The sequence below is a fragment of the Massilia timonae CCUG 45783 genome (assembly GCF_000315425.1).
In the GTDB taxonomy this organism is placed as follows: domain Bacteria; phylum Pseudomonadota; class Gammaproteobacteria; order Burkholderiales; family Burkholderiaceae_D; genus Telluria; species Telluria timonae.
Genome location: NZ_JH992923.1, coordinates 968655 through 993421, shown reverse-complemented (window position 1 = coordinate 993421; position 24767 = coordinate 968655). Strand labels below are relative to the sequence as shown.

The following is a 24767-nucleotide window of genomic DNA, read 5'->3' as shown; positions in this document are numbered from 1 at the left end:
GGCGAACTACTGGGAACACGTGCCCTCCTTGCGGTCGACCCAGCAACTATCGTTGTCGAGCCAGCCATCCGGCACCCCGGTGGTGGCCCGCTGCCCGGACTGGTCAATCGTATACACGAATCCGGCGGCGGCGTTCTTGCCGGTGGCGGTCAAGGTATAGGCCGAGGCGGTGGCGTCGTCCAGGCTGTAGTCGAAATTCAGGCCGGGCTCGGGCATGAGGCTGGCGCCTTCCGCGTCGAAACCTTCGTATTTGTGGTTGTTGCTCCAGTACTGTTCCAGCTTGTTCTGGGTGGACGCGAGCACGCCATGCGCCTCGACCAGGCGCGCGCGCATGACGTAGCTATTGTACGAAGGCACGGCGATCGCGCTGAGGATGCCGATAATCGCGACCACGATCATGAGCTCGACGAGCGTGAAGCCGGACTGGCGCTGCTGCATGGGATTCTCCTGAAGGCGGACGGACTCCGCCAATAATGTTGCCATGGAGAATGATATCCCAGGAACCTGTCATTTCCCTGAGGAAAAGCTGACAAAGTCCTGACAGCGACGCAAATACGACGCCGGCAAGTTCCTATCTTGTCGGAGCTGCAGCAAAACGCACCGTCACGCGGGTGCCGCCGCCGTCGGCGTCGTCCAGCACCACGGTGGCGCCATGCGCCAGCGCGATATCGCGCACGATGGCCAGCCCCAGGCCGCTGCCGGTGGTCTTGTCGTCCAGGCGCACATACCGTTCGAACACGGCGGCGCGCCGCGCGGGCGGGATGCCGGGGCCGGAATCTTCCACGGTAAACAGGACGGCATCGCCCTCGCGCGCGCAGCCGACGGTCACCCGCCCGCCGGCCGGCGTGTAGCGCAGGGCATTGTCGACCAGGTTGTCGACCAGGTCGCGCAGCTGGAACGCGTCCCCTTCGACCAGCGCCGGCGCCAGCTCGAAGCCGAGGTCGATGTCCTTGGCGGCCGCCTGCCCGACGAAGAACTGGATGGTTTCCTGCACGAGCCGGGCCAGGTCGAGCGCGGCGTGCTGGCCGTCCGGCCGCCCTTCCCTGGCGCGCGCCAGCGCCAGCAGTTGGTTGACCTGGCGGATCATGCGCTCGTTGGCCAGCTCCATCATGCCCAGCGAGCGCACGGTGTCGGGGTCGCGCGCATGGCGCGCGCGCAGCCATTCGAGCTGCAGCTGCATGCCGGCCAGCGGCGTGCGCAGCTGGTGCGCCATGTCGGCCAGGAAGTCGCGCTGGGCGCGCGCGCCGGCTTCGACCTTGTCGAGCAATTCGTTGAAGCCGGTGACCACCGGCGCGATCTCGTAAGGCACGCTGGCTTGCGGGATCGGCGCCAGGTCGCCGGGCCCGCGCGCGGCCAGCTCGGCGCGGATGCGCGCCAGCGGGCGCAGGCCATTGCTGACCGACAGCCAGACCACGCCGGCCAGGGTCAGGGTCACGGTCGAGACCAGCACCACCAGCGAGCGCACGATGGCCGAACGCACCTCGAGGCGCTGGCGCAGGGTGCGCGCCACGCCCAGGTGGCGTTCGCCGGCGGGCGTCGCCAGCGCCAATGCGACCACCCGCACCGGCTCGCCGTCGACCTCGGCGTCATATGGCGCGGCGCCGGGGCGCAAGGCCGGGAAGGCGGCGGCGCCGGCCAGGTGGCGCCCATGACCGTCGCGCACCACGAACCAGTTGCGGTCGGCATCCGGCGCGCCGGGCGGCAATTGCGGCGTGGCGCCCGCGGCCAGCCGCGCGGCAAGGCCGTTGGCGGTCTCCAGCAAGCCAGCGTCGAAGGCGACCTGGGCCGGGGTCCAGGCCAGGCCGGCCACCAGCGCGGCCAGCACCAGGTTGACCAGCAGGATCGGACCCAGCAGCCACTTGAGCAGGCGCAGCCGGATGCTGCTCATGCGGCGCGCAGCATGACGCCAAGCGTCATTCGGCCGCCTCCAGCAGGTAGCCGAAGCCGCGGATGGTACGGATCGCGACGCCTGATCCGTCGAGTTTCAGGCGCAGGCGCGACACATAGACCTCGACCGCGTTCTGGGTCACGTCTTCGCCCCAGGGCAGGATGGCGTCGATGATCTGCTGCTTGGACACCACCCGCCCGGCATGCTGCAGCAGGTATTCGAGCACGCCCCACTCGCGCACCGACAGCTCGATGGGATGGCCGGCGACGCGGGCGCGGCGGGTGGCGCGGTCCAGCGACAGGCCGGCGAGCGACATCAGGGTGGAGACCGGGGCGTGGCGCCGCGCCAGCGCGCGGATGCGGGCCACCAGTTCGGCGGTGGCGAAGGGCTTCACGAGGTAGTCGTCGGCGCCGGTCTCCAGGCCGCGCACCCGGTCCTCGACCGCGTCGCGCGCGGTCAGCAGCAGCACCGGCGTGGCCGCGCCGCGCGCGCGCAGGCGGCGCACCACCTCGAAGCCGTCGATGCCGGGCAGGCCGATGTCGAGCACCGCCACCTCGGTCCCGGACTCTTGCAGGGCGCGGTCGGCGGCCAGCCCGTCGGCCACCTGCGTGACCGTCATGTCCTGCGCCTGCAGCGCGCGCAGCAGGCCGTCGGCCAGCACCGCATCGTCTTCCACCAGCAATACCCGCAACCCCATATCCTCAGTCCCGTGATGCGCCCGTCATGGTCGCGCCGGCGAATTATGCGGCATTTCGGCGTTCTTCAACGAAACTTTGGCGCGGAAGGTGCGCCAGCGCACTGTCTTCCCCAGTAGGACTGGGCTGACACGACATCATGCTTGGAACCTACATGGGGGCGGATACTCGTCTTATGTGCGGCAACAGACCGTAGCCTTAAAGTACACCCATCGCGATGAGGTAAGAAAGACAAGCCTCCTGAAGTCGCCCCCGACGCACGATAGACATAAGAGGACATAAGATGAACAACACTCAGTTTGGTGGTCTCACCCAAAAAGCCAAGAACCAGATCCCTGCCACGAGTGAGGCAATGAAGTCCGCGTCGAAACCGGTCGTGAGCTACAGCGGCACCCAGCAGAACGAACTGCTGGCCGCCCTGCCCCGTACCGACCTGGAAGAGATGTTCGACCATCTCGAACTGGTCCCGATGCCGTTCGGTAAAGAGTTGTTCGAGTATGGCAGCAAACTGGAATACGTGTATTTTCCGACGACCGCAATCGTGTCGCTGCTGTACGTGATGGAAGACGGCGCCACCACCGAGATCGCCGTGGTCGGCCATGAAGGCGCGGTCGGCGTGTCGCTGTTCATGGGCGAACGCGCCACCTGCAGCGCCGTGGTCCAGAGCGCCGGCTACGGCTACCGCCTCAAGACCCAATATCTGCGCGACGCCTTCAACCGCGGCGGCGCCCTGCCCCAGCTCCTGATGCGCTACACCAATGCGCTGTTCGCCCAGATGGCCCAGAACGCCGTCGGCGGCCGTCACAGCTCGATCGAACAGAAGCTGTGCCGCTGGCTGCTCGACCGCCTGGACCGCTCGGCCAGCAACGAACTGAAAGTGACGCAAGAACTGATCTCGATCATGCTGGGCGTGCGCCGCGAAAGCATCACCGCCGCCGCCGGCAAGCTGCAGGACGAAGGCCTGATCCAGTACCGCCGCGGCAACATCACCGTGCTGGACCGCGCCGGCCTGGAAGAATATGCGGGCGAATGCTACAAGGTCGCCAAATCGGAATACGACCGCCTGCTCATGGATGTGGCGCGTTGAGATGATGTGACACTGGATTCGCCTTGGCCCCGTCCGGGGCCGGCGGATCCAGCAAGACCGCTTCGGCCTGTACGCACGACAAGGCGACCGCGGCGGCAGTCATCCCCCCTGCAGCACCCGCCTCCTCATTGCCCCCTGGGGCCGCCGCCGGAATCAAGGCGCGCACGCACGTTCCCACCCCATTCACACCACGCTCCACCACCAGCGTGCCGCCCAGCAGCAAGGCGCGTTCGCGCATGCCGAGCAAGCCATGCGATTTCGACCTGGCCATGGCGTCAAGCGGAATGCCGATGCCGTCGTCGGTGATCTCGAGGCCCCAGCCTTCGGGCTCGCGCGTCAGGTTGACGATCACGTTGCTCGCCTTGGCGTACTTGGCGATATTGTTCAACGCCTCTTGCGTGATACGGAACAGCGCGATCGCCTGCATCGGGCCGGCGGCGTCGGCCTCGGCATCGATCAGGGCATCGCAATCGAGCGACGTGACTCGCGCGTAATCGGCGCAATAGCTTTGCAGCGCGGCAGACAGCCCCATATTGTCGAGCAGGCTCGGCCGTAAATTCTCGATGATGCGGCGCTTCAGCTGCACGGTGTCGACCAGGGTGCGCTTGGCGCGTGCCAGCTTCGACGCCAGTTCCGGATGGCTGGCGCGCAGGTGTTCGCCGACCGTGGACAGGTCCATGCCGATCGCCGTCAGGTTGGCCCCCATCTCATCGTGCAGTTCGCGCGCCAGGCGCGATTTTTCTTCTTCCGACACCTTGATCAGATGGCGCGACAGCACCGACAACTGGGCGGTGCGCTCGGCCACGACTTCTTCCAGGCCATCATTCGACCGTTGCAGGGCGCGCTCGGCCAACAGGCGCAAGCGGAAGGCGCGCTTGATCATCTTGTAGAACAGCAGCAGCACGAAGATGGCGGCGGCATTGATGCCAACGCCAAATACCACGGCGTGGCGGTATTGCTGGTAGAACTCGGCGGTGCGGGTGGCGAGCAGTTCGTTCTGCTCGCGCGTCATGATCACGACCTGCAGCCGGATCTCGTCCATCTGCGCCCGGTCGTCGGGCGAGGCGGCGATCGCCACGATATCGTTCAGCCCGCCTTCGCGGTAGACCTCGAGCGACTGCTGAAGCAAACCAAATTTCTTGTCGACCAGCGTGCGCAACTGCTGCAGGTTCTTTGCCTGGGAAGGATTATCGCGCAGCAAGTCATCGAGCGACCCCATCTGCTTGTCGATCTGCTGTGAGGCGCTGCGCAGTGGGCCCAGGTACACCTCGTCGCCCGACAGAAAGTAGCCGCGCAGGCTGCTTTCCGCGTCGGTGACGATCAGGTTCAGGTATTGCAGCTCGTCCGACACCTGGGCCGTCTGCGCCTGCAGCGCGTTGGCCGCCCGCAAATCGTCGAGGTTACGCGTCAGGAACACACCATTGACGACCAGCAGCACCACGCACATCAGGCACAGCAGGGTCTTGTGAAGGGGGAGACTACGGATGGTTTTCTCGTCCGCAGCGGTAGTAAAGTACATCCAGGCTTCCTTTCGCGCAAGGAATGTGGCCCTTCATTATAGGCGTATGGACGCAATGTTGCACTGCGATATTCTCTGCCGTAACCTTTTGTTGCATTTGCGCTTGAGGATGTAACACACCTGTCCAGACGTGACAACGCGCCCTGGTGGGCGCGTTGTCAGATGAATCTGGCTAAAAAATCAGCAGAGGATTAATCGAGCAGATTGTTCTTCATGGCGTAATAGGTCAGGTCGGAATTCGACTGCAGGCCCATTTTTTCCATGATGCGGGTACGGTAAGTGGACACGGTCTTGATCGACAGCGACAGCGCGTTGCCGATGTCGGACACGGTCGCGCCCTTCGCCAGGCGCAGGAAGACCTGGAACTCGCGATCGGACAGCTCGGTGTGCAGCGCCGTATTGGGGTCGCGGTCGAAACTCTGGGCCAGCAGTTCGCCGACCGTGGAGGACACATAGCGGCGGCCCTGGTAGACGGTGCGCACGGCGGTCTTGAGTTCGTCGGCTTCGCACTCCTTGTTCAGATAGCCGTTGGCGCCCATCTTGAACAGGTTGAGCGCATACTGCTGCGCCGGGTAGCCGGACAGGATCAGCACCGGCAGATTGGGCTGGCCCTGGCGGATGGTGCGCAGGATGTCGATGCCGCTCTGGTCGGGCATCGCGATGTCCAGCAGCAGCACGTCGCAGATCTCGCGGCGTGCGATATCGAGGGCCTCGCGGCCGGTGGCGCCTTCGGCGACGACTTCGAAATCGCCCGACGATGAAAAAATCTGCTTGAATCCTGCTCTAACTATCTGGTGATCGTCACAAATGGCAACGCGTATCATTGTCTTCCCTTAAATTTTCCTTGCGCAGGAAAGTGCCGGGTCTGAACCGCCCGGTTTACATGCGTTAGATTCAGCATATGCGCGGGTGACATTTTAACACTCAGAGGGCCGCGTTCAACAGGTGCACGAATGCTTGAGTATACATAAGCCGCGTGCGACCGACGTCTGACCAGCGCAACACCGGCAACTGAACCGGGGACGACCCGGCGGCGGGCGAACGCGAGATTCTGGGCGGCACGTGATCACGACTGGCCCTGCCGACGCCGGATGGCAAGCCCAGGGCTTTACACCGGCCGCGCGCCGTTTTTAAGCAAGTCGAGAATGTCCAGCAGATCGGCGCGCAGCTTGTCGCAGTCGATCGCTGGCGGGCTGTCGGGCAGGTCCAGCTCGAACTCGGCCGCCGCGCTGGCGCGACCGTCGAGGCGGTTACGTGCGCCGCTGATGGTAAAGCCCTGCTCGTACAGCAGCGCGCGGATGCGCCGGATCAGCAGGACTTCGTGGTGCTGATAGTATCGGCGGTTTCCTCGACGTTTGACCGGCTTAAGCTGAGTAAATTCCTGCTCCCAGTAGCGCAAAACGTGGGGTTTGACTCCGCACAAGTCACTGACTTCCCCAATCGTGAAATATCGCTTGGCCGGAATCGGCGGCAGCACGTTCGGTTCGATCTTGTTCGGTCGGTCATTCATTGCTTATCGGGCGTCCTCAGGCTGCACGCGCCAGGGAACCCGCGGGTGGACTACCTGGTGTGGTCTCTTCGACCATTCCCTTGAGTTTCTGGCTGGCGTGGAATGTCACGACGCGGCGCGCCGTGATGGGGATTTCTTCCCCCGTTTTCGGGTTGCGGCCGGGCCGCTGCGGTTTGTCGCGCAACTGGAAATTGCCGAAGCCGGACAGCTTGACCGCTTCGCCGCGCTCGAGCGCATTGCGGATTTCGTCAAAAAAGGTTTCGACCATGTCCTTGGCTTCGCGCTTGTTCAGGCCGACCTGCTCGAACAGCAGCTCGGCCAGCTCGGCCTTGGTCAAGGTCGGCAATGACTGTTCAGCTTCCTTGCGTACCCGCGCCACTTGCATGGCGCGGTCCAGATCGGCGGCCAGCGCCTCCTGGAAAACGGCGGAATCAAGGTCGTTGTTGTTAATTTTGAAGCCCTGCCTTCAAGTCGAACGATGTTTCGGATGACGGACAAGCCTGGCTTGCCCGTCATGGACTGTAGCTACTATCGGATTTCTCTGCTTGTTTCGCTACTCATGCGCGCAGCCGCGCGTTCAGTTTCGTCGACGCCGATTCGGCGACCGCTGCCATGATGGCATCGACCGCTTCGTCCTGCAGCGTCGATTGAGTATCTTGCAAGCTAAAGCGGAAAGCAAGACTTTTTTCATCCGTCTCCAGGCCCTTGCCGCGATATTCATCAAACAAAACAACGGCTTGCACGATCTTGCCTGCAGGATTGGCGGCGATCTCGGCATTGAACGCATCGATCACGCGCTGGGCCGGAACGTCTTGCTTGACCACCAGCGCCAGGTCGCGCGTGGCGCCCGGGAACTTCGAGATCTCGGTGTAACGCGGGACCACGCGCTCGCACAGGGCGTCGGCATCGACTTCGAACAGTACCGGCGCTTGCGGCAGGTCATATTTCTGCAGCCAGCGCGGATGCAGCTCGCCGACCAGGCCGATCTGCTTGCCGTCCAGCTCGACCGTGGCGCAGCGGCCCGGGTGCAGCGCCGGGTGCTCGGCCTTGGCGAAGCGCAGCTGGCGCGGAGCGAACAGCGCTTCCAGGTCGGCCTTCACGTCGAAGAAATCGACGGCGCGGGTCGGCATGCCCCACTGCTCGTCCGCGGCGGGACCGTAGGCGATCGCGGCCACGCGCTTGGGCTGATCAAAGCCGGCCACCGCCAGCGGACCATCCTGGACCTCGCCATTGCGCTTGAACACGGCGCCGACTTCGAAGGCGCGCACGCGGCCCGCCTTGCGGTTGATGTTGTAGCGCACATTGGCGACCAGGCTGCCGATCAGGCTCGAACGCATCACGGAGAGCTGGCTGGCGATCGGGTTCTGCAGGCGGATCGGCTCGGGATTGCCGGCGAAATCGGCCTCCCAGGCGCTCTCGACGAAGCTCATATTGACCACTTCCTGGTAACCCAGGTCGGCCAGCTGATGGCGGATTGCGAACAGCGAACGGGTGTTTTCCGGCGCGATCAGCATGGCGCTCGGCGCCACCGGCGGATTGGCTGGAATGTTCTCGAAGCCATACACACGCGCCACTTCCTCGATCAGGTCTTCCTCGATCTCGATGTCGAAGCGGTACGACGGCGCCGTCACCAGGAACGTGCCCTCGCCGCGCGTGAACTCCAGCCCCAGGCGGGTGAAGATGTCGGCGATCAGCTCGTCGCTCAGGGGCACGCCGATGACCTTCTGCGCGCGCGCCGTGCGCAGCAGCACCGGCTGGCGCTGCGGCAGATTCACGATCTGGTCGTCGACCGGGCCGACTTTGGTCTCGCCGGTGCCGCAGATCTCGACGATCAGCGCGGTGATGCGCTCGATATGGTCGGGAATGGTCGCATAGTCGACGCCGCGCTCGAAGCGGTGCGCCGCATCGGTCGAGAAGTTATAACGGCGGGCACGGCCCTGGATCGCGTTCGGCCACCAGAACGCCGCTTCCAGGTAGATGTCGGTCGTGTCCAGCGAGACGGCGGTGGCGTCGCCGCCCATGATGCCGGCCAGCGATTCGATCTCCTTGTCGTCGGCGATCACGCCGACCCATTCGTCGAGCTCGACGGTATTGCCGTTCAGCAGCTTGAGCGACTCGCCCTTCCTGCCCCAGCGAACGTCGAGCGAACCGTGGATCTTGGCCAGGTCGAACACGTGCGACGGACGGCCGACTTCCAGCATCACATAGTTGGAGATGTCGACCAGGGCCGACACCGAGCGCTGGCCGCTGCGTTCCAGGCGGCGCTTCATCCATTCCGGGGTGGCCGCGCGCGCGTTCAGGCCGCGGATCACGCGGCCGGCGAAACGGCCGCACAGGTCTGGCGCCGACACCTTGACCGGCAGGATTTCGTCGCTGCTCACCGGCACGGCGCGCGTCGGCGCCAGGCTCAGGGGCGAGCCGGTCAGGGCCGACACTTCACGCGCCACGCCCAGCACCGACAGGCAGTCGGCCTTGTTCGGGGTCAGCTTGATGGTGAACTTGAGGTCGTTCAGGCCCAGGTAGTCGCGGATGTTCTGGCCAACCGGGGCGTCTTCCGGCAGTTCCATCAGGCCGCTGCTCTCTTCCGAGATGCCCAGCTCCTTGCTTGAACACATCATGCCTTGCGACTCGACGCCGCGCAGCTTGCCGGTCTTGATCTCGAACGGCTTGCCGTCGGCGCCCGGCGGCAGCAGCGCGCCGGACTTGGCGCAGATCGCCTTCATGCCGGCGCGCACGTTCGGCGCGCCGCACACGATATTCAGCAACGTGCCTGTGCCGGCATCGACCTGGCACACGTTCAGGCGGTCGGCGTTCGGGTGCTTCACCACTTCCTTGACTTCGGCCACCACCACGTTCGAGAACGGCGGCGCGACCGCCTCGACCTCTTCCACTTCGAGGCCGGACATGGTCAGCAGATGGGACAGCTCATCCGAACTCATCTTCGGATCGACGATGGAACGGAGCCAGTTTTCCGAGAATTGCATATTCTTTCTACCTCAGCTTCGCAAATTAATTGAACTGCTTCAGGAAACGCAGATCGCCTTCATAGAACAGGCGCAGGTCGTTGATTCCATAACGCAGCATCGTCAGGCGCTCGAGGCCGGAGCCGAACGCGAAGCCGATGAATTTTTCCGGATCCAGTCCGAAATTGCGCACGACGGTGGGGTGCACCTGGCCGGCGCCCGACACTTCCAGCCAGCGGCCCTTGAGCGGACCGGAACCGAAGGCGATATCGATCTCGGCCGACGGCTCGGTAAACGGGAAGTATGACGGACGGAAGCGCACCTGCAGGTCGTCGGTCTCGAAGAACGCCTTGACGAAGTTCAGGTACACGCCCTTGAGGTCGGCAAAACTGATGTCCTCGCCGATCCACAGGCCTTCGACCTGGTGGAACATCGGCGAGTGGGTGGCGTCGCTGTCGACGCGGTAGGTGCGGCCCGGCGCGATCACCTTGATCGGAGGCGTATGGGTGCGCGCGTAGCGCACCTGCATCGGGCTGGTGTGGGTGCGCAGCAGCAGCGGCTTGCCGGTGCTGTCGTTGCCCTCGATATAGAAGGTGTCCTGCATCGAACGCGCCGGATGGTTCTCGGGGCTGTTCAGTGCGGTGAAGTTGGTCCAGTCGGTCTCGATCTCGGGACCGTCGGCGACGTCGAAGCCGATCGAGCGGAAGATCTGCTCCACACGCTCCCAGGTGCGCATCACCGGGTGGATGCCGCCCTTCGAGCGGCCGCGGCCCGGCAGGGTGACGTCGATGCTCTCGGCGGACAGGCGCAGCATCAGCTGCGCTTCGGCGAGCGCCTCGCGGCGCGCGGTCAAGGCCTGTTCGATTTGTTCTTTGGCGGCATTGATCAGGGCGCCCTGCGCCTTGCGCTGTTCAGGGTCGAGCTTGCCGAGGCCCTTCATGAGGTCGGTCACCTGGCCGGTCTTGCCCAGGTACTTGGCTTTCGCATTTTCGAGCGCGGCGGCATCCAGGCTGGCCGCGAAGTCGGACCTAGCCGCGACGACGAGTTCTTCCAGGTTCATGCTTGTTCTTTTCCTGTTTTTCGTTGGCGGGAGACGCCAGAATCAAAAACGGGGCACAGGTGTGACCCTTGCCCCGCTTCTAGTGCGCCGCGCTATTGCTAACGCGGCACTGACTTGCTAGCAGACTGCTTGAATTAAGCGGCCAGCTTGGCCTTGACGGCGCTGACGATCGCGGCGAATGCCGGCTTGTCATGCACAGCCATGTCGGCCAGGACTTTACGGTCCAGTTCAATCGCGGACTTCTTCAGGCCGTTCATGAAGGCGCTGTAGGTCATGCCGTGCGAACGCGAAGCCGCGTTGATACGGGTGATCCACAGTGCGCGGAAGACGCGCTTCTTGTTGCGGCGATCGCGGTAGGCATACTGGCCAGCGCGCATGACTGCTTGCTTGGCAATACGGTATACCTTGCTGCGGCGGCCACGGTAGCCTTTGGCAAGTTCAAGAACTTTCTTGTGACGGGCACGTGCAGTAACCCCACGTTTTACTCGAGGCATATTAGCTCCTTAGTGTGAGATTAAACAGCAGATGGCATCATGCGGTAGACGCTGGTCACGTCCGACGCATTGATGTTACGGGTGCCGCGCAGCTGGCGCTTGTTCTTGGTGGTCTTCTTGGTCAGGATGTGACGCTTGAAGGCCATGCCCGACTTGACGGTACCGCCCGGACGCACGCGAAAACGTTTCTTCGCGGAGCTCTTGGTTTTCATTTTTGGCATAGTCATCTGCCCTTGCGGACAGCCTCATATGGGACAGGATTGCAGGTGGCAGCAACGCTGCTCTTGGATGCCTACTTTCACTTGTCTTGCAGCAGAAGCGAGTCTGCTACAACCTGTTTCTAAAAACAGGAATCGCAGATTGTAGCACAGGTTTTGGGGGAATAGCATGGCCCCCGGCAACTCATCCGGCAATCCGCACACCCGCCCGCGCGACACGGACGTGTGAAAGCCGGGCCGCGGCGCCGGCTTTCGCCAGCACCACGGACCCGGCCGTGTATCTACCTCGCGCGAAGAATTACTTCTTCTTTTTCGGCGCGACCACCATGATCATCTGGCGACCTTCGAGCTTCGGGAACTGCTCGACCTGGCCATACGGCTCCAGGTCGCCGCGCAGGCGCTCGAGCATGCGCAGGCCGATGTCCTGGTGCGCCATCTCGCGGCCACGGAAGCGCAAGGTGATCTTGGTCTTGTCGCCTTCTTCCAGGAACTTGATGAGGTTGCGCAGCTTGATGCTGTAGTCGCCTTCATCGGTGCCCGGACGGAACTTGATTTCCTTGACCTGAATGATCTTCTGCTTGAGCTTGGCTTCGTGGGCCTTCTTCTGCTCCGAATACTTGAACTTGCCGTAGTCCATCAGGCGGCAAACCGGAGGGACCGCATTTGGCGCGATCTCAACCAGGTCGACGTTCTTTTCTTCGGCCAGACGGAACGCTTCGGCCAGGGTCACGATGCCCAGCGGCTCGTTGTCCACACCGTTCAAACGCATTTCCGGATGGGTGATCTCGCCATTGATGCGATTCTGCTTGTCAGTAGCTATGTCTTTTCCTTTGAATGTATTGGTATTGGCCGGGATTATTTCGTCTTGGCGGCAACTTCGCCTACCAGACGCTCCACGAGCGCGTCGACGGACATCACGCCCAGATCGACATTGCCGCGGGCACGCACGGCCACAGTGTTCGCGTCCTTTTCCTTATCCCCGACAACGAGGATATACGGCAGTTTTTGGACGGAATGTTCACGTATTTTATAGGTGATCTTCTCGTTCCGCAAATCAGCGTGAACGCGCAGGCCCGCCTGGCGCAGCTTTTGCTCAACTTCCTTGACGTAGTCAGCCTGTGCGTCGGAGATATTGAGCACCGCTACTTGCACCGGCGCAAGCCACAGCGGCAGCGCGCCGGCATAGTTCTCGATCAGGATACCGATGAAGCGCTCCATCGAGCCCACGATCGCGCGGTGCAGCATCACCGGCACCTTGCGGGTATTGTCTTCCGCGACATACTCGGAACCGAGGCGGCCCGGCATCGAGAAGTCGACCTGCATCGTGCCGACCTGCCATGGACGGCCGAGGCTATCCTTCAGGTGGTACTCGATCTTCGGGCCATAGAAGGCGCCCTCGCCCGGCAGCTCGGTCCATTCCACGCCACAGGCGCGCAGCGCCGAACGCAGCGCCTCTTCGGCCTGGTCCCAGACTTCGTCGGAGCCGATGCGGCCCTCCGGACGCAGCGCCAGCTTGACGTCGATGTTGGCGAAGCCGAAATCGTCGTACACCGCCATCGCCTGCGAGTGGAAGGCGGTCACTTCGGCCTCGATCTGCTCTTCGGTGCAGAAAATGTGGCCGTCGTCCTGGGTGAAGCCGCGCACGCGCATCAGGCCGTGCAGCGCGCCCGAGGATTCGTTGCGGTGGCACTGGCCGAATTCGCCGAAGCGCAGCGGCAGGTCGCGGTAGGAGCGCAGGCCCGAGTTATAGATCTGCACGTGGCCCGGGCAGTTCATCGGCTTGAGGGCGTACGAGCGGTTTTCCGACTCGGTGGTGAACATATTGTCACGGTAGTTTTCCCAGTGACCGGTCTTTTCCCACAGGGTGCGGTCGAGGATCTGCGGCGCCTTGACTTCGCTGTAGCCGCTGGCCTGGTACTTGTGGCGCATGTACTGCTCCACCTGTTGCCAGACGGTCCAGCCCTTCGGGTGCCAGAACACCAGGCCCGGCGCTTCTTCCTGGAAGTGGAACAGGTCCAATGCCTTGCCGAGCTTGCGGTGGTCGCGCTTTTCCGCTTCTTCGAGCATGTGCAGGTACTGCTCCTGGTCTTCCTTCTTGGTCCAGGCGGTGCCATACACGCGCTGCAGCATCTCGTTCTTCGAGTCGCCGCGCCAGTAGGCGCCGGCCAGCTTCATCAGCTTGAAGACCTTCAGCTTGCCGGTCGACGGCACGTGCGGGCCGCGGCACAGGTCGGTGAAGCCGCCTTCGCTGTACAGCGACACGTCTTCATTGGCGGGGATCGAGGCGATGATCTCGGCCTTATAGGCTTCGCCGATCGACTTGAAATAGGCCACGGCTTCGTCGCGCGGCAGCACCTTGCGGGTGACCGGCTCGTCCTTCTTGGCCAGCTCGACCATTTTCTTTTCGATGGCGGCCAGGTCGTCCGGGGTGAATGGACGCTTGTACGAGAAATCGTAGTAGAAGCCATTCTCGATGACCGGGCCGATGGTGACCTGGGCTTCCGGGAACAATTCCTTGACCGCATAGGCCAGCAGGTGGGCGGTCGAGTGACGGATCACGTCCAGGCCTTCCGGGTCGCGGTCGGTCACGATCGCCAGATCCGCATCACTCTCGATCAAGTGCGAGGTATCGACCACCTTGCCGTTGACCTTGCCGGCCAGGGCGGCCTTGGCCAGGCTCGGGGCAATACTCTGTGCTACCTGGGCCACCGTCACGGGGCCGTCGAATTGACGGCTGGAGCCATCGGGAAGTCGAACGTTCAGCATGCTGTTCTCCAATTGGCGCACGCGCCGGTGAAAATAAACAAAAAGACAATGAAAATTTAAAAGACGAAAAAAAACGCGGCACTAGCCGCGTTTTTCCGTTGTGTTGAGCAAAAGCACACCCCTTCGCGTCTAGCGATTCCCCCACAACCAGGTTGTAGTTCGCGGTGTCATAACCGTCGGTGCCTTTCTCGCTCTTACTCAACGAAACCCAAACAAGCTACTGCGCGTTCGCATTTCCGGTTTGCGATGCTCGCCGTACTAAAGTACGGCTGCGCTTCTCAACCAGAACTGCTTCCGCTCGCTACGCTTCTTTGAATTTCTGTGTTCTGGTGGGCGGTGCAGAATTCGAATCTGCGACCCCTTGGATGTCGACCAAGTATTCTAACCAGCTGAACTAACCGCCCGATGCCGCCATTATAAGGACCGCATGGCGGAACCGCAACCCTCGCACGGAAATAGTTGCCGCAGGGCCCGCCCCTGCCCTCTGGCGTATGCTTTACACTTGCGGTCAGCCACCATATTTACTTCGCAAGCGATGACCTACAAGCCGCTCGACCCTTCGCACCTGCACGCCCACCTGGACGGCGACGCCAGCCATTCGCACTCGATCGAGGCGCGCAGCCAGAAGGCGCTGGCGGTGGCGCTCGGCCTGACCCTGCTGTTCGCCGTGATCGAAGTGATCACCGGCTTCCTGTCCAACTCGCTGGCCCTGATCTCGGATGCCGGTCACATGGTGACCGATGCCGCCGCCCTCGGCCTGGCCCTGCTGGCCCAGCTGATCGCCAAGCGTCCGCCGTCGGCCCGCCACTCCTTCGGCTTCGTGCGCGCCGAGGCGCTGGCCGCCTTCGTCAACTGCCTGGCGATGCTGGGCCTGGTGGCCTGGATCGGTTACGAGGCGGTGCAGCGCCTGATCCATCCCGAGCATGTACAAGGCGGCATCGTGCTGGTGGTCGCGGCCCTGGGCGCGTCGATCAATCTGCTGGTGGCATGGATTCTTTCGCGCAATAACGACAGCATCAATACCCGCGCCGCCCTGGTCAATGTCATGGGCGACCTGCTCGGCTCGCTGGCCGCGATCGCCTCCGGCGCCATCATCTACATCACCGGCTGGGTGCAGGCCGACCCGATCCTGTCGATCTTCGTCGCCCTCCTGATCCTGCGCTCGACCAGCGGCATCCTGCGCGAGTCGTACCACTTCCTGATGGAAGGCGTGCCGCACGCGATCGACTACGTGCAGGTCGGCGCCGACATGGCCGCCGTCGACGGCGTGCTGGCCGTGCATGATATGCATGTGTGGGACATGTCGCCAGGCCACCCCGCCCTGATCGGCCATATCGAGATCCGCAGCCTGGAAGAATGGCCGCCGGTGCTGGAAGCGGTGCGCGCCATGCTGCGCGAACGGCACGGCATCGATCACGTGACCCTGCAGCCCGAGGCCGCGGGCGGCAAATCGCTCTGAGGGCGCGCCTGTAAGCCGATGCCGACCCGGCGTTGAGGCACGCGCCGATAGCCTGCCGGCGAGCGGCTCGGGATAATCGGCCGCATGGAACTGAAAACCAATGTATTCGACACGCTCATCGTCGGCGGCGGGCCCGGCGGCCTGACCGCCGCCATCTACCTGCACCGCTTCACCCGCAACGTCGCCCTGGTCGACAAGGGCAATAGCCGGCTGGGCTGGATTCCCGTCTCGCACAACTATCCGGGCTTTCCGGACGGAATCAACGGCAAGCAGTTGCTGGACCAGCTCCGTTGCCAGCTCGGCAATTACGGCGGCCATGTGATTCCGGGCGAAATCACGAACCTGCGCATCGAGGACGGGCTGTTCGAGGCCGACTGCTGCAGTCCCGAGGGAGATTTGACGACCCTGCGCGCCCATACGGTGCTGCTGGCCACCGGCGTGGCCGACGCCGGCATGCCGGTCGAGCGCTGGGAAGAAGCGGTGGCCGCCGGCGCCGTGCGCCTGTGCCCGGTGTGCGACGGCTTCGACGTGATCGACAAGCGCATCGCGGTGGCCACCTCCGAGGTCAATCCGGTCGGCCATGCGCTGTTCATGCGCAGCTTCAGCACCGAGGTGCTGCTGTTCGAGCGGACCGAGGAATCGGCGGTCGACGCCGACGAAAAACGCCAGCTGGAAGCGGCGAACGTGCGGCACATCACCTCGCCGCTGGCCGGCGTGACCCTGACCGACGAGCTGCGACCGGTGCTGCACACGCGCGACGGCCAGGACTATGCATGCGATGTGTTCTATCCCATGCTCGGGGAAAGCGCACGTTCGGGACTGGCTGCGGCGCTTGGCGCCGAGACCGTCGAGTGCGACAAGCTGCTGGTGGATGACCATTGCCGCACCTCGGTGCCGGGCCTGTTCGCCATCGGCGACGTCACCCGCGGACTGAACCAGATCGCGGTGGCCGCGGGCCAGGCTGCGATTGCAGCCACGACCATCCACAATACGCTCCCGTGGGCGCTGCGCGCCCGACCGTAACTGACTGTCGATAAAACTTACAACAGAATAACTTAAGTTTTAGATACTGAACAAAATCAAGTGATTGCAGATAGGCATGGGAATTGCATTGCGATACCCATCGTCCGAATCATCATCGATTGATGGCGGCGCGACCGATCAACGTTGCCAGCGACCCCGATGCTGAATATCCTGACGTTCTCTACTCTGTACCCGAATGCCGTGGAGCCGCACCACGGCATTTTCACCGAGACCAGCCTGCGCCAGCAGTTGCGCCTTCACCCCATGCGCGCGGTGGTGGTCGCGCCGGTGCCGTGGTTCCCGTCGACCGCGGGCCTCTTCGGGCGCTATGCCCGCTATGCGCGGGTACCGCTCGAGGAAGTCCGTAACGGCGTGCACGTGCTGCATCCACGCTACGCGAATGTGCCCCGGATCGGCATGTACATGACGCCCTGGACGCTGTATCACGCCGCACGCCGGGCCATCGATGGCCTGCTCGCGCAGGGCGGCGATTTCGACGTGATCGACGCTCACTACTTTTATCCCGATGGCGTGGCTGCAGCCATGCTGGGGCGCCATTATGGCAAGCCGGTCGTCATCAGCGCCCTCGGCAGCGACATCACGCAGCTGCCGGGCCACGCCTGGCCACGCCGCCTGATCCGCCAGGCCGCGCATGCCGCGTACGCAATGATCAGCGTGTGCGAGGCGCTGCGCCAGGACATGATCCGCCTCGGCCTGCCAGGAGAACGCATCCATGCGCTGCGCAACGGCGTCGATCTCGATCTGTTCTATCCGGAACCCTATGCGCGATCACGTGCGACGCTGGGCGTCGAGGGCTTTACCCTGCTCTCGGTCGGTCACCTGATCGAACGCAAGGGTCACGACAAGGTCATCGCCGCGCTGCCGGAACTGCCCGGCGTGCGCCTGATGATCGTTGGCGCCGGCCCGGAACGCGGCGAGCTCATGGCCCTGTGCCACGAACTCGGCGTGCACGAGCGCGTTCGCTTCCTCGGCCTCCTCACACAGGACCAACTGCGCACCTGCTACAGCGCCGCCGACGCGCTGGTGCTGGCTTCGAACCGCGAAGGCTGGGCCAACGTGCTGCTCGAGGCGATGGCCTGCGGTGCGCCGGCCCTGGCCAGCGACGTGGGCGGCACCGCCGAAGTGGTGCGCTGCCATGCGGCCGGGTTGCTGCTGCGCGCCAATTCGGCGGCAGGCGTGGCCGACGCCGTGCGGCGCCTGCGCGCCGACATGCCCGCGCGCGAAGCCACCTGCGCGCATGCGCGCCTGCACTCCTGGCATGCGACCACGCATGCCCAATTCAACCTGTTCTCCAACGCCGCCGGATTCTCCATCGACCATGCTCTCCACCGACCAGCTGCTTGACCTGACGCTCCAGTACAATACACAAGGATTCGTTCACCTGAAACAGTTGCTGCCGCAGGCGGTGCGGGACGCCGCGCGCAGCGCCTTCGATGCCGCCGCCGCCCGTCACGCGCAGGCGACGGACCAGGCGCGCGCCAGCGGCAAGCGCTTCCACGACCTGCCTGCCATCCTCGACGCCGACCCGGTATTCGTCGACCTCGTCGACCTGCCGCAGCTGCTCCCGCTGCTGCGGGCGACGGTGGGCGAGGATATCGCGTTGCAGGAGACCAGTGCGCGCCTGTTCTTTCCCGGCCCGACCTTCACCAGCCCCTACCACTCCGACATCGCGCGCGTCTCGGGCGTCAATCCCGCCCACGCGCCGGGCTTCCTGGCCAAAGCCCATTTTTACCTGGAAGACCTGGCGCCGAACCAGGGCTGCCTGTCATTCATCCCCGGCAGCCAGCACCTGCCGCCACTGCACGTGAATCCGCATCGACCGACGCTGGCCGGGTCCGGCGCCACGGTGCGCATCGTGCCGCGCGCCGGTGACGTCGTGCTGTTCAACACCCACGTGCTGCACATGGCCGAAGCCAACGAAACCGATCGCGTGCGTAAATCGCTCATTTACACCTACGGGCACTTCTGGATGAAAGCCTTCCGCAGCGCGGCGCCGTCCGATCTGGGGCGTTTCGATAACGACCCGCAACGCCAGCAATTGTTCGGGGTCGAGCTGCCGGGCGTCAGCCATTTCGGCCGCCGCCTGGACCTCCTGGCGCCCGCCGGCACAGCGAATCGCTTGCGCCGCTTGTCGGAGAAACTGGTGCATCGCCTGCTGCCGATGGACACCCTGCCTCCGCGAGCCTGAATCGAGACCGCCATCGGCACGCCCGACGGCGTTCCCATCGTCGCTTTGGCCTTCTCGACAATTCACTCAAGCCCCGGGCGTGCCCTCGTCGATGCGCGCACGCGCCAGTTTCCAGTCCAGGTCCTGCAGGATTTGCATGAGGCTGCGCGCAGTCACCTTCGGCAGCGCCGAGTCCGGCGCGGCACGCGCCGAGCGACCTCCCGGGTCGGTCAAATCCCTGTATTTCACCTCTCCCGGAATCGCCTTCAGGATGTCGGCGATGCGGGCGTCGGCCAAGGCCAGCCCCTCGCCATCATTGGTCAGTTGCGCGCCGTAGGCTTCCCGCTCGAGGTGGGTGACGCCGGAGTCGTAGATCGTCGCCAACGTCTTGCCGCCCAACGTGATCTGGGCATGGATCTTGTCGGGATGCAGGTCGGCGTAACGGCGCCCTGCTTCCAGGCGCGCGGCCATCTGCTCATCGTGCAGCCTGGCCTCGGCGACCAGTTCGTCGGGCATCTTGTAGACCACGTCAGGGTTCTTCTTGGCCAGCTCGCCGAAGGAAGTGATCGTGCCTTGCACGCGGTAGGGACTGGCGAAGTCGATGCGGGACATGGCGCTGCTCCATGGTAGATTTGTACACGGTTGGCTTCATCGGACTGCACGGCCAGTCTACAAGCGCCAAGCCGCGGTCAAATGACCGATTAACCAAGGTTTACAACCGCATAACAACGGATACCCTCATTGCCCAGCCGGCAGCGTGCCGGACACCAGCGCCATCCGACGCCGGATCTGCTCCGTCGCGCCGGTATCGCCCGCTGCCTTGGCACGCTGCTCCTGCACCCCGAGCCAGGTCAGCAAGGGTCGCCGCCAGCCCTGGTTCGACGCCGTGTCGACCGCGAGCGCGATGCCCTGTGGCGTCATGCGCCCGGCCTTGAACAGCGCACCGGCCGCGACCAGGCGCGACAGCGGGTCTTCGATCTTCTCCAGTGCCCCGCCGCCGACCACGGCGCGATGCTGCTCGGGCAGCAGCGCCACGTCCAGGCCCTCCCACTGCCCCGCCAGGTAGGCGGCATACGCGCGCTGGGCCGGCGTGGCGTCGGCGGCCAGCGCCGCATAGCCCGGGCACTCCTCGAACACCAGGCTGGCCGCCTGCGCCGCGCAGCGCACCAGCTCCACCTGGGCCACGCGGTCTAGCCGGCCGGTGGCAGCCGTCTCGCGCCGCGCCTCGCGGAATTCGGCCTCGGAAGCCGCCGTGTGCCCCTTCAGGTAGTCGTCGACCGACGCGTCCAGGGCGCCCTTGGCGTTGGCTTGCCAGTCCGGCGGCAACGGCTTGCTGGCGCAGCCGGCCAGCACGGCCGCAATGCATACGTATGCGATCTTCATGGAAGCTTGATCTCCTGGCTGCTGCGCGCGAACGGCCATTTGCGGTTGATTTCTTCGACCAGGCGGTTCACCTTGCGCAGGCTGGCGTCGACTTCGCCGCGCAGCGCGCCCAGGTCTTCGGTGGCCGCGCGCGTGTTGGCGCCGACCGCCTGGGCCTCGACCAGCACCGCGTCGACCTTCTTCAGCGTGGCGCTGGCGTCCTGCAGCACCACGTCCAGCTGGCGGATCGCGGCTTGCGTGTCGTCCATCACGCCGGCCTTGCCGAACACGCGCTGGTCGGCCTTGGCCAGGATGGCGTTGACCCGGTCCAGCGCCTCCATCAGCTTCTTCGCCTCTTCGTCGCCGCCCAGCGCGCCCCCCAGCACCCCGTAGCGGCCCGACATGCGGCCCGTCACCGCCGACAGGTTGGCCAGGCTGGCGTTGACGTCCGAGCCGGAGGCGGTCATGGTTTCCAGGTTTTCCAGCAGCGCCCTGGCGGTGGCGACGATGCGCGGGATCTCGGCGGTGGCGTCGCCGCGCAGCACGGTGCGGGTGGAGTTCGGCGGCAGCGGCGCGTCGGTCAGCACCCCGGTATAGGCGCGCAGGCGGGTCTCGCCGACGATGCTCGACTCGAGCGTGAACACGCTCGAGGCGCGCAGCCACTTGGCGTCCTTGCTCTGGACGTCGACCGTGATCTGCACCTTGCCGTCGTCGCCCAGGTCGACCTGGCGCACGCGCCCGATCGGAAAGCCCGCGAACGTCATGTCCATGCCGGGGATGACGCCGGACGAATCCTCGGCCACCAGGGTCAGGCGCTGGGTCGGCTCGAACACGCCGCGCGCGTACATCACGTACAGCACGAAGGCCGCGATCAACAGGCCGAGCATCACCAGGACGATCGCCGCCTTGGCTTCGACGTTCTTCGGCTCATCAAGAATGGATGGATCAGGAGTCAGGTCCGGCATGTAGTTCTCGTTCCAGGATTCAGATGTATTTCAGGGCCAGCGAGCCGGCCTCGATCACGATCAGCACGAACAGCAGGCGCAGCGCGCCGGGCTGCACGGTGGTCGCCAGGGCGCGCGGATAGCGCTGCAGCTCGAGCACGGCGGCGGTCGGGATCAGGGCCACGGCCAGGCCGAACAGCACCGTCTTGAGCACGAAGCCGGCCGTCACCACCGGCGCGAACACGCGGCCCACCGTGCGGGTGTAGTCGGGGATGCCCCAGGGCGACAGGCCATACACGTTCAGGTAGGCCAGCAGCAGCACGGTGATCGAGGTGACCATGGCCAGGGACAGCACCGCCACCGCGTTGGCGATCAGCTGCGGCACCAGGTCGCGCCGCACGCGGCGCAGCGCTTCGTCGCTGGCGGCGCGGATCGACAGGCCCGAGCGCGCCAGGCCCAGGGCCGAGGCGTCGAAGGCCATGCTGGCGCGCAGCGCCACGAACAGCGCCGCCGACAGCGGAATCAGTTCCAGCACCAGCACCCGCACCACCATCTCGAGCGCCAGGCCGGACAGGCCGTAGCTCCTGGCCGTGACCAGCACGATGCGGATGATGACCAGGCTGACCAGGCAGGAGGCCAGCGTGAACCAGGGCAGCACCTGCCAGGTGCTGGCGTGGATGTGGCGCGCGGTGGCGTGAAAGCTCGCGCGGCGCCAGGTGGAAGGCGAGAGCGCCGTGACGACGGCGATCGCGCCCAGGTGGATCATGTACCACCAGCTGCGCAGGTAGCGCGCCAGGTAGGCGGGCCACAGGGTCGGTTGGGCGATGGGCGGGATCGTTCGCGGCATGGGCTGAATGATACTTCGGTTACAGGCAATTGCGCGGACCCGTGACAAATGATTACGTTCGCACGGTCCGCGGAGGCAAGGCCGGCGCCCTGCTGCGCCCTATTGCCTGCGCGCCTCCATCACCCCCGAGACCTCCATGATCGCCGCCAGCGCCTTCTGCGCCTGCGCCGTCGACCCGATCTCCGCCGTGAACACCATGCGGGCCTGGCCCCTGGCGCTCTGGGTGTTCACCCCGATCACATTGATCTTCTCGCGCGAGAACACCTCGGAGATGTCGCGCAGCAGGCCCTGGCGGTCTTGCGCCAGGATGAACAGGTCGACCGGATACACGGTCTCGAAGCCGGCCGTGCCCCACTCCACCTGGATCACGCGCTCGGGCGACTTGGCCTGCATCTCGGCGAAGTTCTTGCAGCTGAGGCGGTGGATCGAGACGCCTTTGCCGCGCGTGACGAAGCCGACGATCGGGTCCGGCGGCGCAGGTTTGCAGCACTTGGCCAGCATCGTCATCAGGCCCTCGGTGCCCACCACCAGCACGCCCGACTTGGCGCCCTGTTCCACGCTCGAGGCGCGGCTCTTGTTGACCACCGCCGCGTCTTCGACTGGCGCCGGCTCGGCGTTCTCGTGCAGCGCGGCTTCCACGTGGCGCAGGCTGAACTTGTCCTTGCCGACCTCGATGAACAATTCGTCCACCTTGGCGAAGCCCAGCTTCTGCGCCAGCAGCTCGAGGTTGACCGCGGTCTTGCCCTCGCGCTGCAGGGATTTCTCGACCAGCGCCCGGCCATGGGCCAGCGTTTCGGCCATGTCCAGCGCATGGAACCAGGCGCGGATCTTGGACCGGGTGCGGCTCGAGACCGTGTACTCGGGACTGAGCCAGTCGCGCGACGGGCCCTGGCTGCCGGCGCCGCCCTTGGCAGTGATGATCTCGCAGGTCTGGCCGTTCTTGAGCGGGGTGTTCAGCGGCACCATCACGCCGTCGATCTTGGCGCCGCGGCAGCGGTGCCCGACTTCGCTGTGCAGGTGGTAGGCGAAGTCGATCGGCGTGGCGCCGACCGGCAGCTCCAGCACCCGCGCCTGCGGCGTGAGCACGAAGATGCGGTCGTCCAGGCTGGCCGCCTTGAGCTTCTCGACCCATTCCTTCTGCTGCTCTTCCTGGCCGGCCACGGCGTCGGCCACGTCGGTCTTCCAGGCCAGCAGCTGGCGCAGCCAGGCGATCTTCTCGTCGTACTGCTGGCTCTTGAAGTTGGACCCGCCCTCTTCCTTGTAGCGCCAGTGGGCGGCGATGCCGTACTCGGCGAAATTGTGCATCTCTTGCGTCCGGATCTGCACTTCCAGCGGCCGGCCGTCGTCGGCCGTCACCACCGTGTGCAGCGAGCGGTAGCCGTTCGGCTTGGGACGCGAGATGTAGTCGTCGAACTCCTTCGGCACCGGGGTCCAGATATTGTGGATCACGCCCAGCACCGTGTAGCAGGTCTTGATGTCCGCCACGATCACGCGGAAAGCGCGCACGTCATACAGCTCGGAGAAATCGAGCTCCTTGCCGCGCATCTTGCTCCAGATGCTGTAGATGTGCTTCGGCCGCCCCGAGACGTCGGCCTTGATGCCGGCCGCCGCCAGCTCGCTTTGCAGGCGCGCGATCGACGAGGCCACGAAGCTCTCGCGCGACATGCGCTTTTCTTCGAGCATCCTGGCGATGCGCTTGTAGGTGTCCGGCTCGATGAAGCGGAACGCCAGGTCTTCCAGCTCCCACTTCAGTTGCCAGATGCCGAGCCGGTTGGCCAGCGGCGCATAGAAGTCCAGCACCTCGCGGCCATAGGCGCGCGTGACCTCGTCGAAGCGCTTGTGTTCGGCGAAGTGGCGCAAGGTGGCGGCGCACGAGGCCAGGCGCATCAGGACCACGCGCATGTCGGTGGCCATCGCCAGCAGCATCTTGCGCAGGGTTTCGTTGTGGGCCGCGGCCTGCTGGGCCGCGTTCTTGCCGCTGCCCACCGGCGCCTGGCCGACGGTCAGGTCGCGCAGGCGGATCAGCTGGTGCACGCCCTGCACCAGCGCCGCCACCTCGGGGCCGAAGCGCTCCTCGATGCGCCCGAAGGTGGACGGATCCATCAGCGCCAGCTCGAACAGCAGGCCCGCGATGCGGGTCTCGGCGTCGGTGTTCAGGTAGGCCAGGGTGCCGGCCGCGCCGAGCGAGAACTCGAAGGCGCCCTGGCCCGACGAGGCGACCCGCTCGCCATAGCTCGCGGCCGCGTAATCGAGCGCCGCGTGCACGCGCACGCAGTCCTCCTGCCCCAGTCCCTGGACCAGGCCGCTGTTGACGTCGCCCAACAGGGCGGTCGATACCATACGACGGTTCTGCCTTAGCGCAGGGCGGCGACGACGCAGACCTCGACCAGGCAGGCGGGGTTGGCGAGCCTGGCTTCGACGGTCGCGCGCGGCGGGGTATGGCCCTGCGCCACCCACTCGTCCCACACGCTGTTCATGCCGGGGAAGTTGTCCATGCTGGAGATAAAGATCTGGCAGGAGAGGATGCAGGTCTTGTCGCTGCCGGCCTCGCCCAGCAGGCGGTCGACATGGCCCAGCACCTCGCGCATCTGGCCCTCGATGCCCTGGCTGGTGTCTTCGGCGATCTGGCCGGCCAGGTAGACGGTTTCGTTGTGGATCGCCACTTCGGACAGGCGCTTGCCTACGTGCAGTCGTTTGATTTCCATGATCTCTTTCTTCTAGGTTATGAGGAACCGTTCAGGTCC

The 24767-nt window shown here is 64.8% G+C and carries 24 protein-coding genes and 1 tRNA gene; 5 read left to right on the top strand and 20 right to left on the bottom strand.

The window, feature by feature from the left end; all coding sequences use genetic code 11:
• Positions 1–6 precede the first annotated feature (6 nt).
• From HMPREF9710_RS14350 to HMPREF9710_RS14340, 3 genes are all read right to left on the bottom strand, one after another.
• Positions 7–438, bottom strand: a complete 432-nt coding sequence (locus tag HMPREF9710_RS14350; RefSeq protein ID WP_005667436.1) for a type IV pilin protein — start codon at positions 436–438, stop codon at positions 7–9.
• Between the two features lie 133 nt (positions 439–571).
• Positions 572–1888 (bottom strand): sensor histidine kinase, encoded by a 1317-nt coding sequence (locus tag HMPREF9710_RS14345; RefSeq protein ID WP_005667434.1) that lies wholly within the window; start codon positions 1886–1888, stop codon positions 572–574.
• Between the two features lie 25 nt (positions 1889–1913).
• Complete coding sequence (locus HMPREF9710_RS14340; RefSeq protein ID WP_005667433.1) at positions 1914–2585, bottom strand: response regulator transcription factor; 672 nt, start codon at positions 2583–2585, stop codon at positions 1914–1916.
• Between the two features lie 350 nt (positions 2586–2935).
• Between HMPREF9710_RS14340 and HMPREF9710_RS14335 the strand changes: the two genes are divergently transcribed.
• The gene (locus HMPREF9710_RS14335; RefSeq protein WP_143054549.1) at positions 2936–3670 is read left to right on the top strand and encodes a Crp/Fnr family transcriptional regulator; all 735 of its coding nucleotides are present in this window, start codon (positions 2936–2938) and stop codon (positions 3668–3670) included.
• On the opposite strand, the gene HMPREF9710_RS14330 is transcribed toward HMPREF9710_RS14335, so the two are convergent.
• The 11 genes from HMPREF9710_RS14330 to HMPREF9710_RS14280 form a co-directional block, all read right to left on the bottom strand.
• Entirely contained in the window at positions 3651–5189 is a 1539-nt protein-coding gene (locus HMPREF9710_RS14330) for a CHASE3 domain-containing protein (protein WP_005667430.1), read from the bottom strand. The two genes, HMPREF9710_RS14335 and HMPREF9710_RS14330, sit on opposite strands and share 20 nt — an antisense overlap.
• Positions 5190–5380: 191 nt before the next feature.
• Positions 5381–6013 carry a response regulator gene (locus tag HMPREF9710_RS14325; protein WP_005667428.1) on the bottom strand — a complete coding sequence of 211 codons (633 nt, stop codon included), beginning with the start codon at positions 6011–6013 and terminating at the stop codon, positions 5381–5383.
• A gap of 284 nt (positions 6014–6297) precedes the next feature.
• Positions 6298–6699, bottom strand: a complete 402-nt coding sequence (locus HMPREF9710_RS14320; protein ID WP_005667427.1) for a MerR family transcriptional regulator — start codon at positions 6697–6699, stop codon at positions 6298–6300.
• Positions 6700–6715: 16 nt separating this feature from the next.
• A complete protein-coding gene (locus HMPREF9710_RS14315; RefSeq protein ID WP_005667425.1) occupies positions 6716–7084 on the bottom strand; it encodes an integration host factor subunit alpha in 369 nt (122 codons plus the stop codon).
• A 172-nt stretch (positions 7085–7256) separates the two neighbouring features.
• Positions 7257–9683, bottom strand: a complete 2427-nt coding sequence (pheT, locus tag HMPREF9710_RS14310; RefSeq protein WP_005667424.1) for a phenylalanine--tRNA ligase subunit beta — start codon at positions 9681–9683, stop codon at positions 7257–7259.
• Between the two features lie 25 nt (positions 9684–9708).
• Positions 9709–10722 (bottom strand): phenylalanine--tRNA ligase subunit alpha, encoded by a 1014-nt coding sequence (gene pheS / locus HMPREF9710_RS14305; protein WP_005667423.1) that lies wholly within the window; start codon positions 10720–10722, stop codon positions 9709–9711.
• Between the two features lie 134 nt (positions 10723–10856).
• Entirely contained in the window at positions 10857–11216 is a 360-nt protein-coding gene (gene rplT / locus HMPREF9710_RS14300; RefSeq protein ID WP_005667421.1) for a 50S ribosomal protein L20, read from the bottom strand.
• Positions 11217–11236: 20 nt separating this feature from the next.
• Positions 11237–11437, bottom strand: coding sequence for a 50S ribosomal protein L35 (gene rpmI, locus HMPREF9710_RS14295; protein ID WP_005667419.1), 201 nt, complete (start codon positions 11435–11437; stop codon positions 11237–11239).
• 295 nt (positions 11438–11732) lie between these two features.
• On the bottom strand, positions 11733–12290 hold the full coding sequence (infC, locus tag HMPREF9710_RS14290; RefSeq protein WP_267871919.1) for a translation initiation factor IF-3: 558 nt from the start codon (positions 12288–12290) through the stop codon (positions 11733–11735).
• Positions 12290–14200: a threonine--tRNA ligase gene (gene thrS, locus HMPREF9710_RS14285; RefSeq protein ID WP_005667417.1), complete on the bottom strand. Its 1911-nt coding sequence runs from the start codon at positions 14198–14200 to the stop codon at positions 12290–12292. The genes infC and thrS overlap by 1 nt, the downstream gene beginning before the upstream one ends.
• 327 nt (positions 14201–14527) lie before the next feature.
• Positions 14528–14604: transfer RNA gene (locus HMPREF9710_RS14280), tRNA-Val, on the bottom strand.
• A gap of 131 nt (positions 14605–14735) precedes the next feature.
• On the opposite strand from HMPREF9710_RS14280, the gene HMPREF9710_RS14275 reads away from it, so the two are divergent.
• The 4 genes from HMPREF9710_RS14275 (at position 14736) to HMPREF9710_RS14260 (ending at position 18891) form a co-directional block, all read left to right on the top strand.
• Positions 14736–15659, top strand: coding sequence for a cation diffusion facilitator family transporter (locus HMPREF9710_RS14275; RefSeq protein ID WP_005667415.1), 924 nt, complete (start codon positions 14736–14738; stop codon positions 15657–15659).
• 84 nt (positions 15660–15743) lie between these two features.
• Positions 15744–16682 carry an NAD(P)/FAD-dependent oxidoreductase gene (locus HMPREF9710_RS14270; protein ID WP_005667414.1) on the top strand — a complete coding sequence of 313 codons (939 nt, stop codon included), beginning with the start codon at positions 15744–15746 and terminating at the stop codon, positions 16680–16682.
• Between the two features lie 159 nt (positions 16683–16841).
• Complete coding sequence (locus HMPREF9710_RS14265) at positions 16842–18047, top strand: glycosyltransferase (protein ID WP_005667413.1); 1206 nt, start codon at positions 16842–16844, stop codon at positions 18045–18047.
• Complete coding sequence (locus tag HMPREF9710_RS14260) at positions 18022–18891, top strand: phytanoyl-CoA dioxygenase family protein (RefSeq protein WP_005667411.1); 870 nt, start codon at positions 18022–18024, stop codon at positions 18889–18891. The genes HMPREF9710_RS14265 and HMPREF9710_RS14260 overlap by 26 nt, the downstream gene beginning before the upstream one ends.
• A 66-nt stretch (positions 18892–18957) precedes the next feature.
• On the opposite strand, the gene HMPREF9710_RS14255 is transcribed toward HMPREF9710_RS14260, so the two are convergent.
• From HMPREF9710_RS14255 to HMPREF9710_RS14230, 6 genes are all read right to left on the bottom strand, one after another.
• Positions 18958–19482, bottom strand: a complete 525-nt coding sequence (locus HMPREF9710_RS14255; RefSeq protein WP_005667409.1) for a hypothetical protein — start codon at positions 19480–19482, stop codon at positions 18958–18960.
• Positions 19483–19608: 126 nt separating this feature from the next.
• Entirely contained in the window at positions 19609–20253 is a 645-nt protein-coding gene (locus HMPREF9710_RS14250) for a hypothetical protein (protein ID WP_005667406.1), read from the bottom strand.
• A complete protein-coding gene (locus tag HMPREF9710_RS14245; protein WP_005667404.1) occupies positions 20250–21197 on the bottom strand; it encodes an MlaD family protein in 948 nt (315 codons plus the stop codon). Before HMPREF9710_RS14245 ends, HMPREF9710_RS14250 begins: the two co-directional genes overlap by 4 nt.
• A gap of 19 nt (positions 21198–21216) precedes the next feature.
• Positions 21217–22023 (bottom strand): MlaE family ABC transporter permease, encoded by an 807-nt coding sequence (locus HMPREF9710_RS14240; protein WP_005667401.1) that lies wholly within the window; start codon positions 22021–22023, stop codon positions 21217–21219.
• Positions 22024–22122: 99 nt separating this feature from the next.
• A complete protein-coding gene (locus HMPREF9710_RS14235) occupies positions 22123–24363 on the bottom strand; it encodes a RelA/SpoT family protein (protein ID WP_005667399.1) in 2241 nt (746 codons plus the stop codon).
• Positions 24364–24377: 14 nt separating this feature from the next.
• Complete coding sequence (locus HMPREF9710_RS14230) at positions 24378–24728, bottom strand: RidA family protein (RefSeq protein ID WP_005667398.1); 351 nt, start codon at positions 24726–24728, stop codon at positions 24378–24380.
• Positions 24729–24767 lie beyond the last annotated feature (39 nt).

Bases quoted from the DNA above. Each gene is read 5' to 3' on its own strand.
- HMPREF9710_RS14350 (WP_005667436.1), bottom strand. From the start codon at position 438: ATGCAGCAGCGCCAGTCCGGCTTCACGCTCGTCGAGCTCATGATCGTG.
- HMPREF9710_RS14345 (WP_005667434.1), bottom strand. From the start codon at position 1,888: ATGAGCAGCATCCGGCTGCGCCTGCTCAAGTGGCTGCTGGGTCCGATC.
- HMPREF9710_RS14340 (WP_005667433.1), bottom strand. From the start codon at position 2,585: ATGGGGTTGCGGGTATTGCTGGTGGAAGACGATGCGGTGCTGGCCGAC.
- HMPREF9710_RS14335 (WP_143054549.1), top strand. From the start codon at position 2,936: ATGAAGTCCGCGTCGAAACCGGTCGTGAGCTACAGCGGCACCCAGCAG.
- HMPREF9710_RS14330 (WP_005667430.1), bottom strand. From the start codon at position 5,189: ATGTACTTTACTACCGCTGCGGACGAGAAAACCATCCGTAGTCTCCCC.
- HMPREF9710_RS14325 (WP_005667428.1), bottom strand. From the start codon at position 6,013: ATGATACGCGTTGCCATTTGTGACGATCACCAGATAGTTAGAGCAGGA.
- HMPREF9710_RS14320 (WP_005667427.1), bottom strand. From the start codon at position 6,699: ATGAATGACCGACCGAACAAGATCGAACCGAACGTGCTGCCGCCGATT.
- HMPREF9710_RS14315 (WP_005667425.1), bottom strand. From the start codon at position 7,084: ATGCAAGTGGCGCGGGTACGCAAGGAAGCTGAACAGTCATTGCCGACC.
- pheT (WP_005667424.1), bottom strand. From the start codon at position 9,683: ATGCAATTCTCGGAAAACTGGCTCCGTTCCATCGTCGATCCGAAGATG.
- pheS (WP_005667423.1), bottom strand. From the start codon at position 10,722: ATGAACCTGGAAGAACTCGTCGTCGCGGCTAGGTCCGACTTCGCGGCC.
- rplT (WP_005667421.1), bottom strand. From the start codon at position 11,216: ATGCCTCGAGTAAAACGTGGGGTTACTGCACGTGCCCGTCACAAGAAA.
- rpmI (WP_005667419.1), bottom strand. From the start codon at position 11,437: ATGCCAAAAATGAAAACCAAGAGCTCCGCGAAGAAACGTTTTCGCGTG.
- thrS (WP_005667417.1), bottom strand. From the start codon at position 14,200: ATGCTGAACGTTCGACTTCCCGATGGCTCCAGCCGTCAATTCGACGGC.
- HMPREF9710_RS14275 (WP_005667415.1), top strand. From the start codon at position 14,736: ATGACCTACAAGCCGCTCGACCCTTCGCACCTGCACGCCCACCTGGAC.
- HMPREF9710_RS14270 (WP_005667414.1), top strand. From the start codon at position 15,744: ATGGAACTGAAAACCAATGTATTCGACACGCTCATCGTCGGCGGCGGG.
- HMPREF9710_RS14265 (WP_005667413.1), top strand. From the start codon at position 16,842: ATGCTGAATATCCTGACGTTCTCTACTCTGTACCCGAATGCCGTGGAG.
- HMPREF9710_RS14260 (WP_005667411.1), top strand. From the start codon at position 18,022: ATGCTCTCCACCGACCAGCTGCTTGACCTGACGCTCCAGTACAATACA.
- HMPREF9710_RS14255 (WP_005667409.1), bottom strand. From the start codon at position 19,482: ATGTCCCGCATCGACTTCGCCAGTCCCTACCGCGTGCAAGGCACGATC.
- HMPREF9710_RS14250 (WP_005667406.1), bottom strand. From the start codon at position 20,253: ATGAAGATCGCATACGTATGCATTGCGGCCGTGCTGGCCGGCTGCGCC.
- HMPREF9710_RS14245 (WP_005667404.1), bottom strand. From the start codon at position 21,197: ATGCCGGACCTGACTCCTGATCCATCCATTCTTGATGAGCCGAAGAAC.
- HMPREF9710_RS14240 (WP_005667401.1), bottom strand. From the start codon at position 22,023: ATGCCGCGAACGATCCCGCCCATCGCCCAACCGACCCTGTGGCCCGCC.
- HMPREF9710_RS14235 (WP_005667399.1), bottom strand. From the start codon at position 24,363: ATGGTATCGACCGCCCTGTTGGGCGACGTCAACAGCGGCCTGGTCCAG.
- HMPREF9710_RS14230 (WP_005667398.1), bottom strand. From the start codon at position 24,728: ATGGAAATCAAACGACTGCACGTAGGCAAGCGCCTGTCCGAAGTGGCG.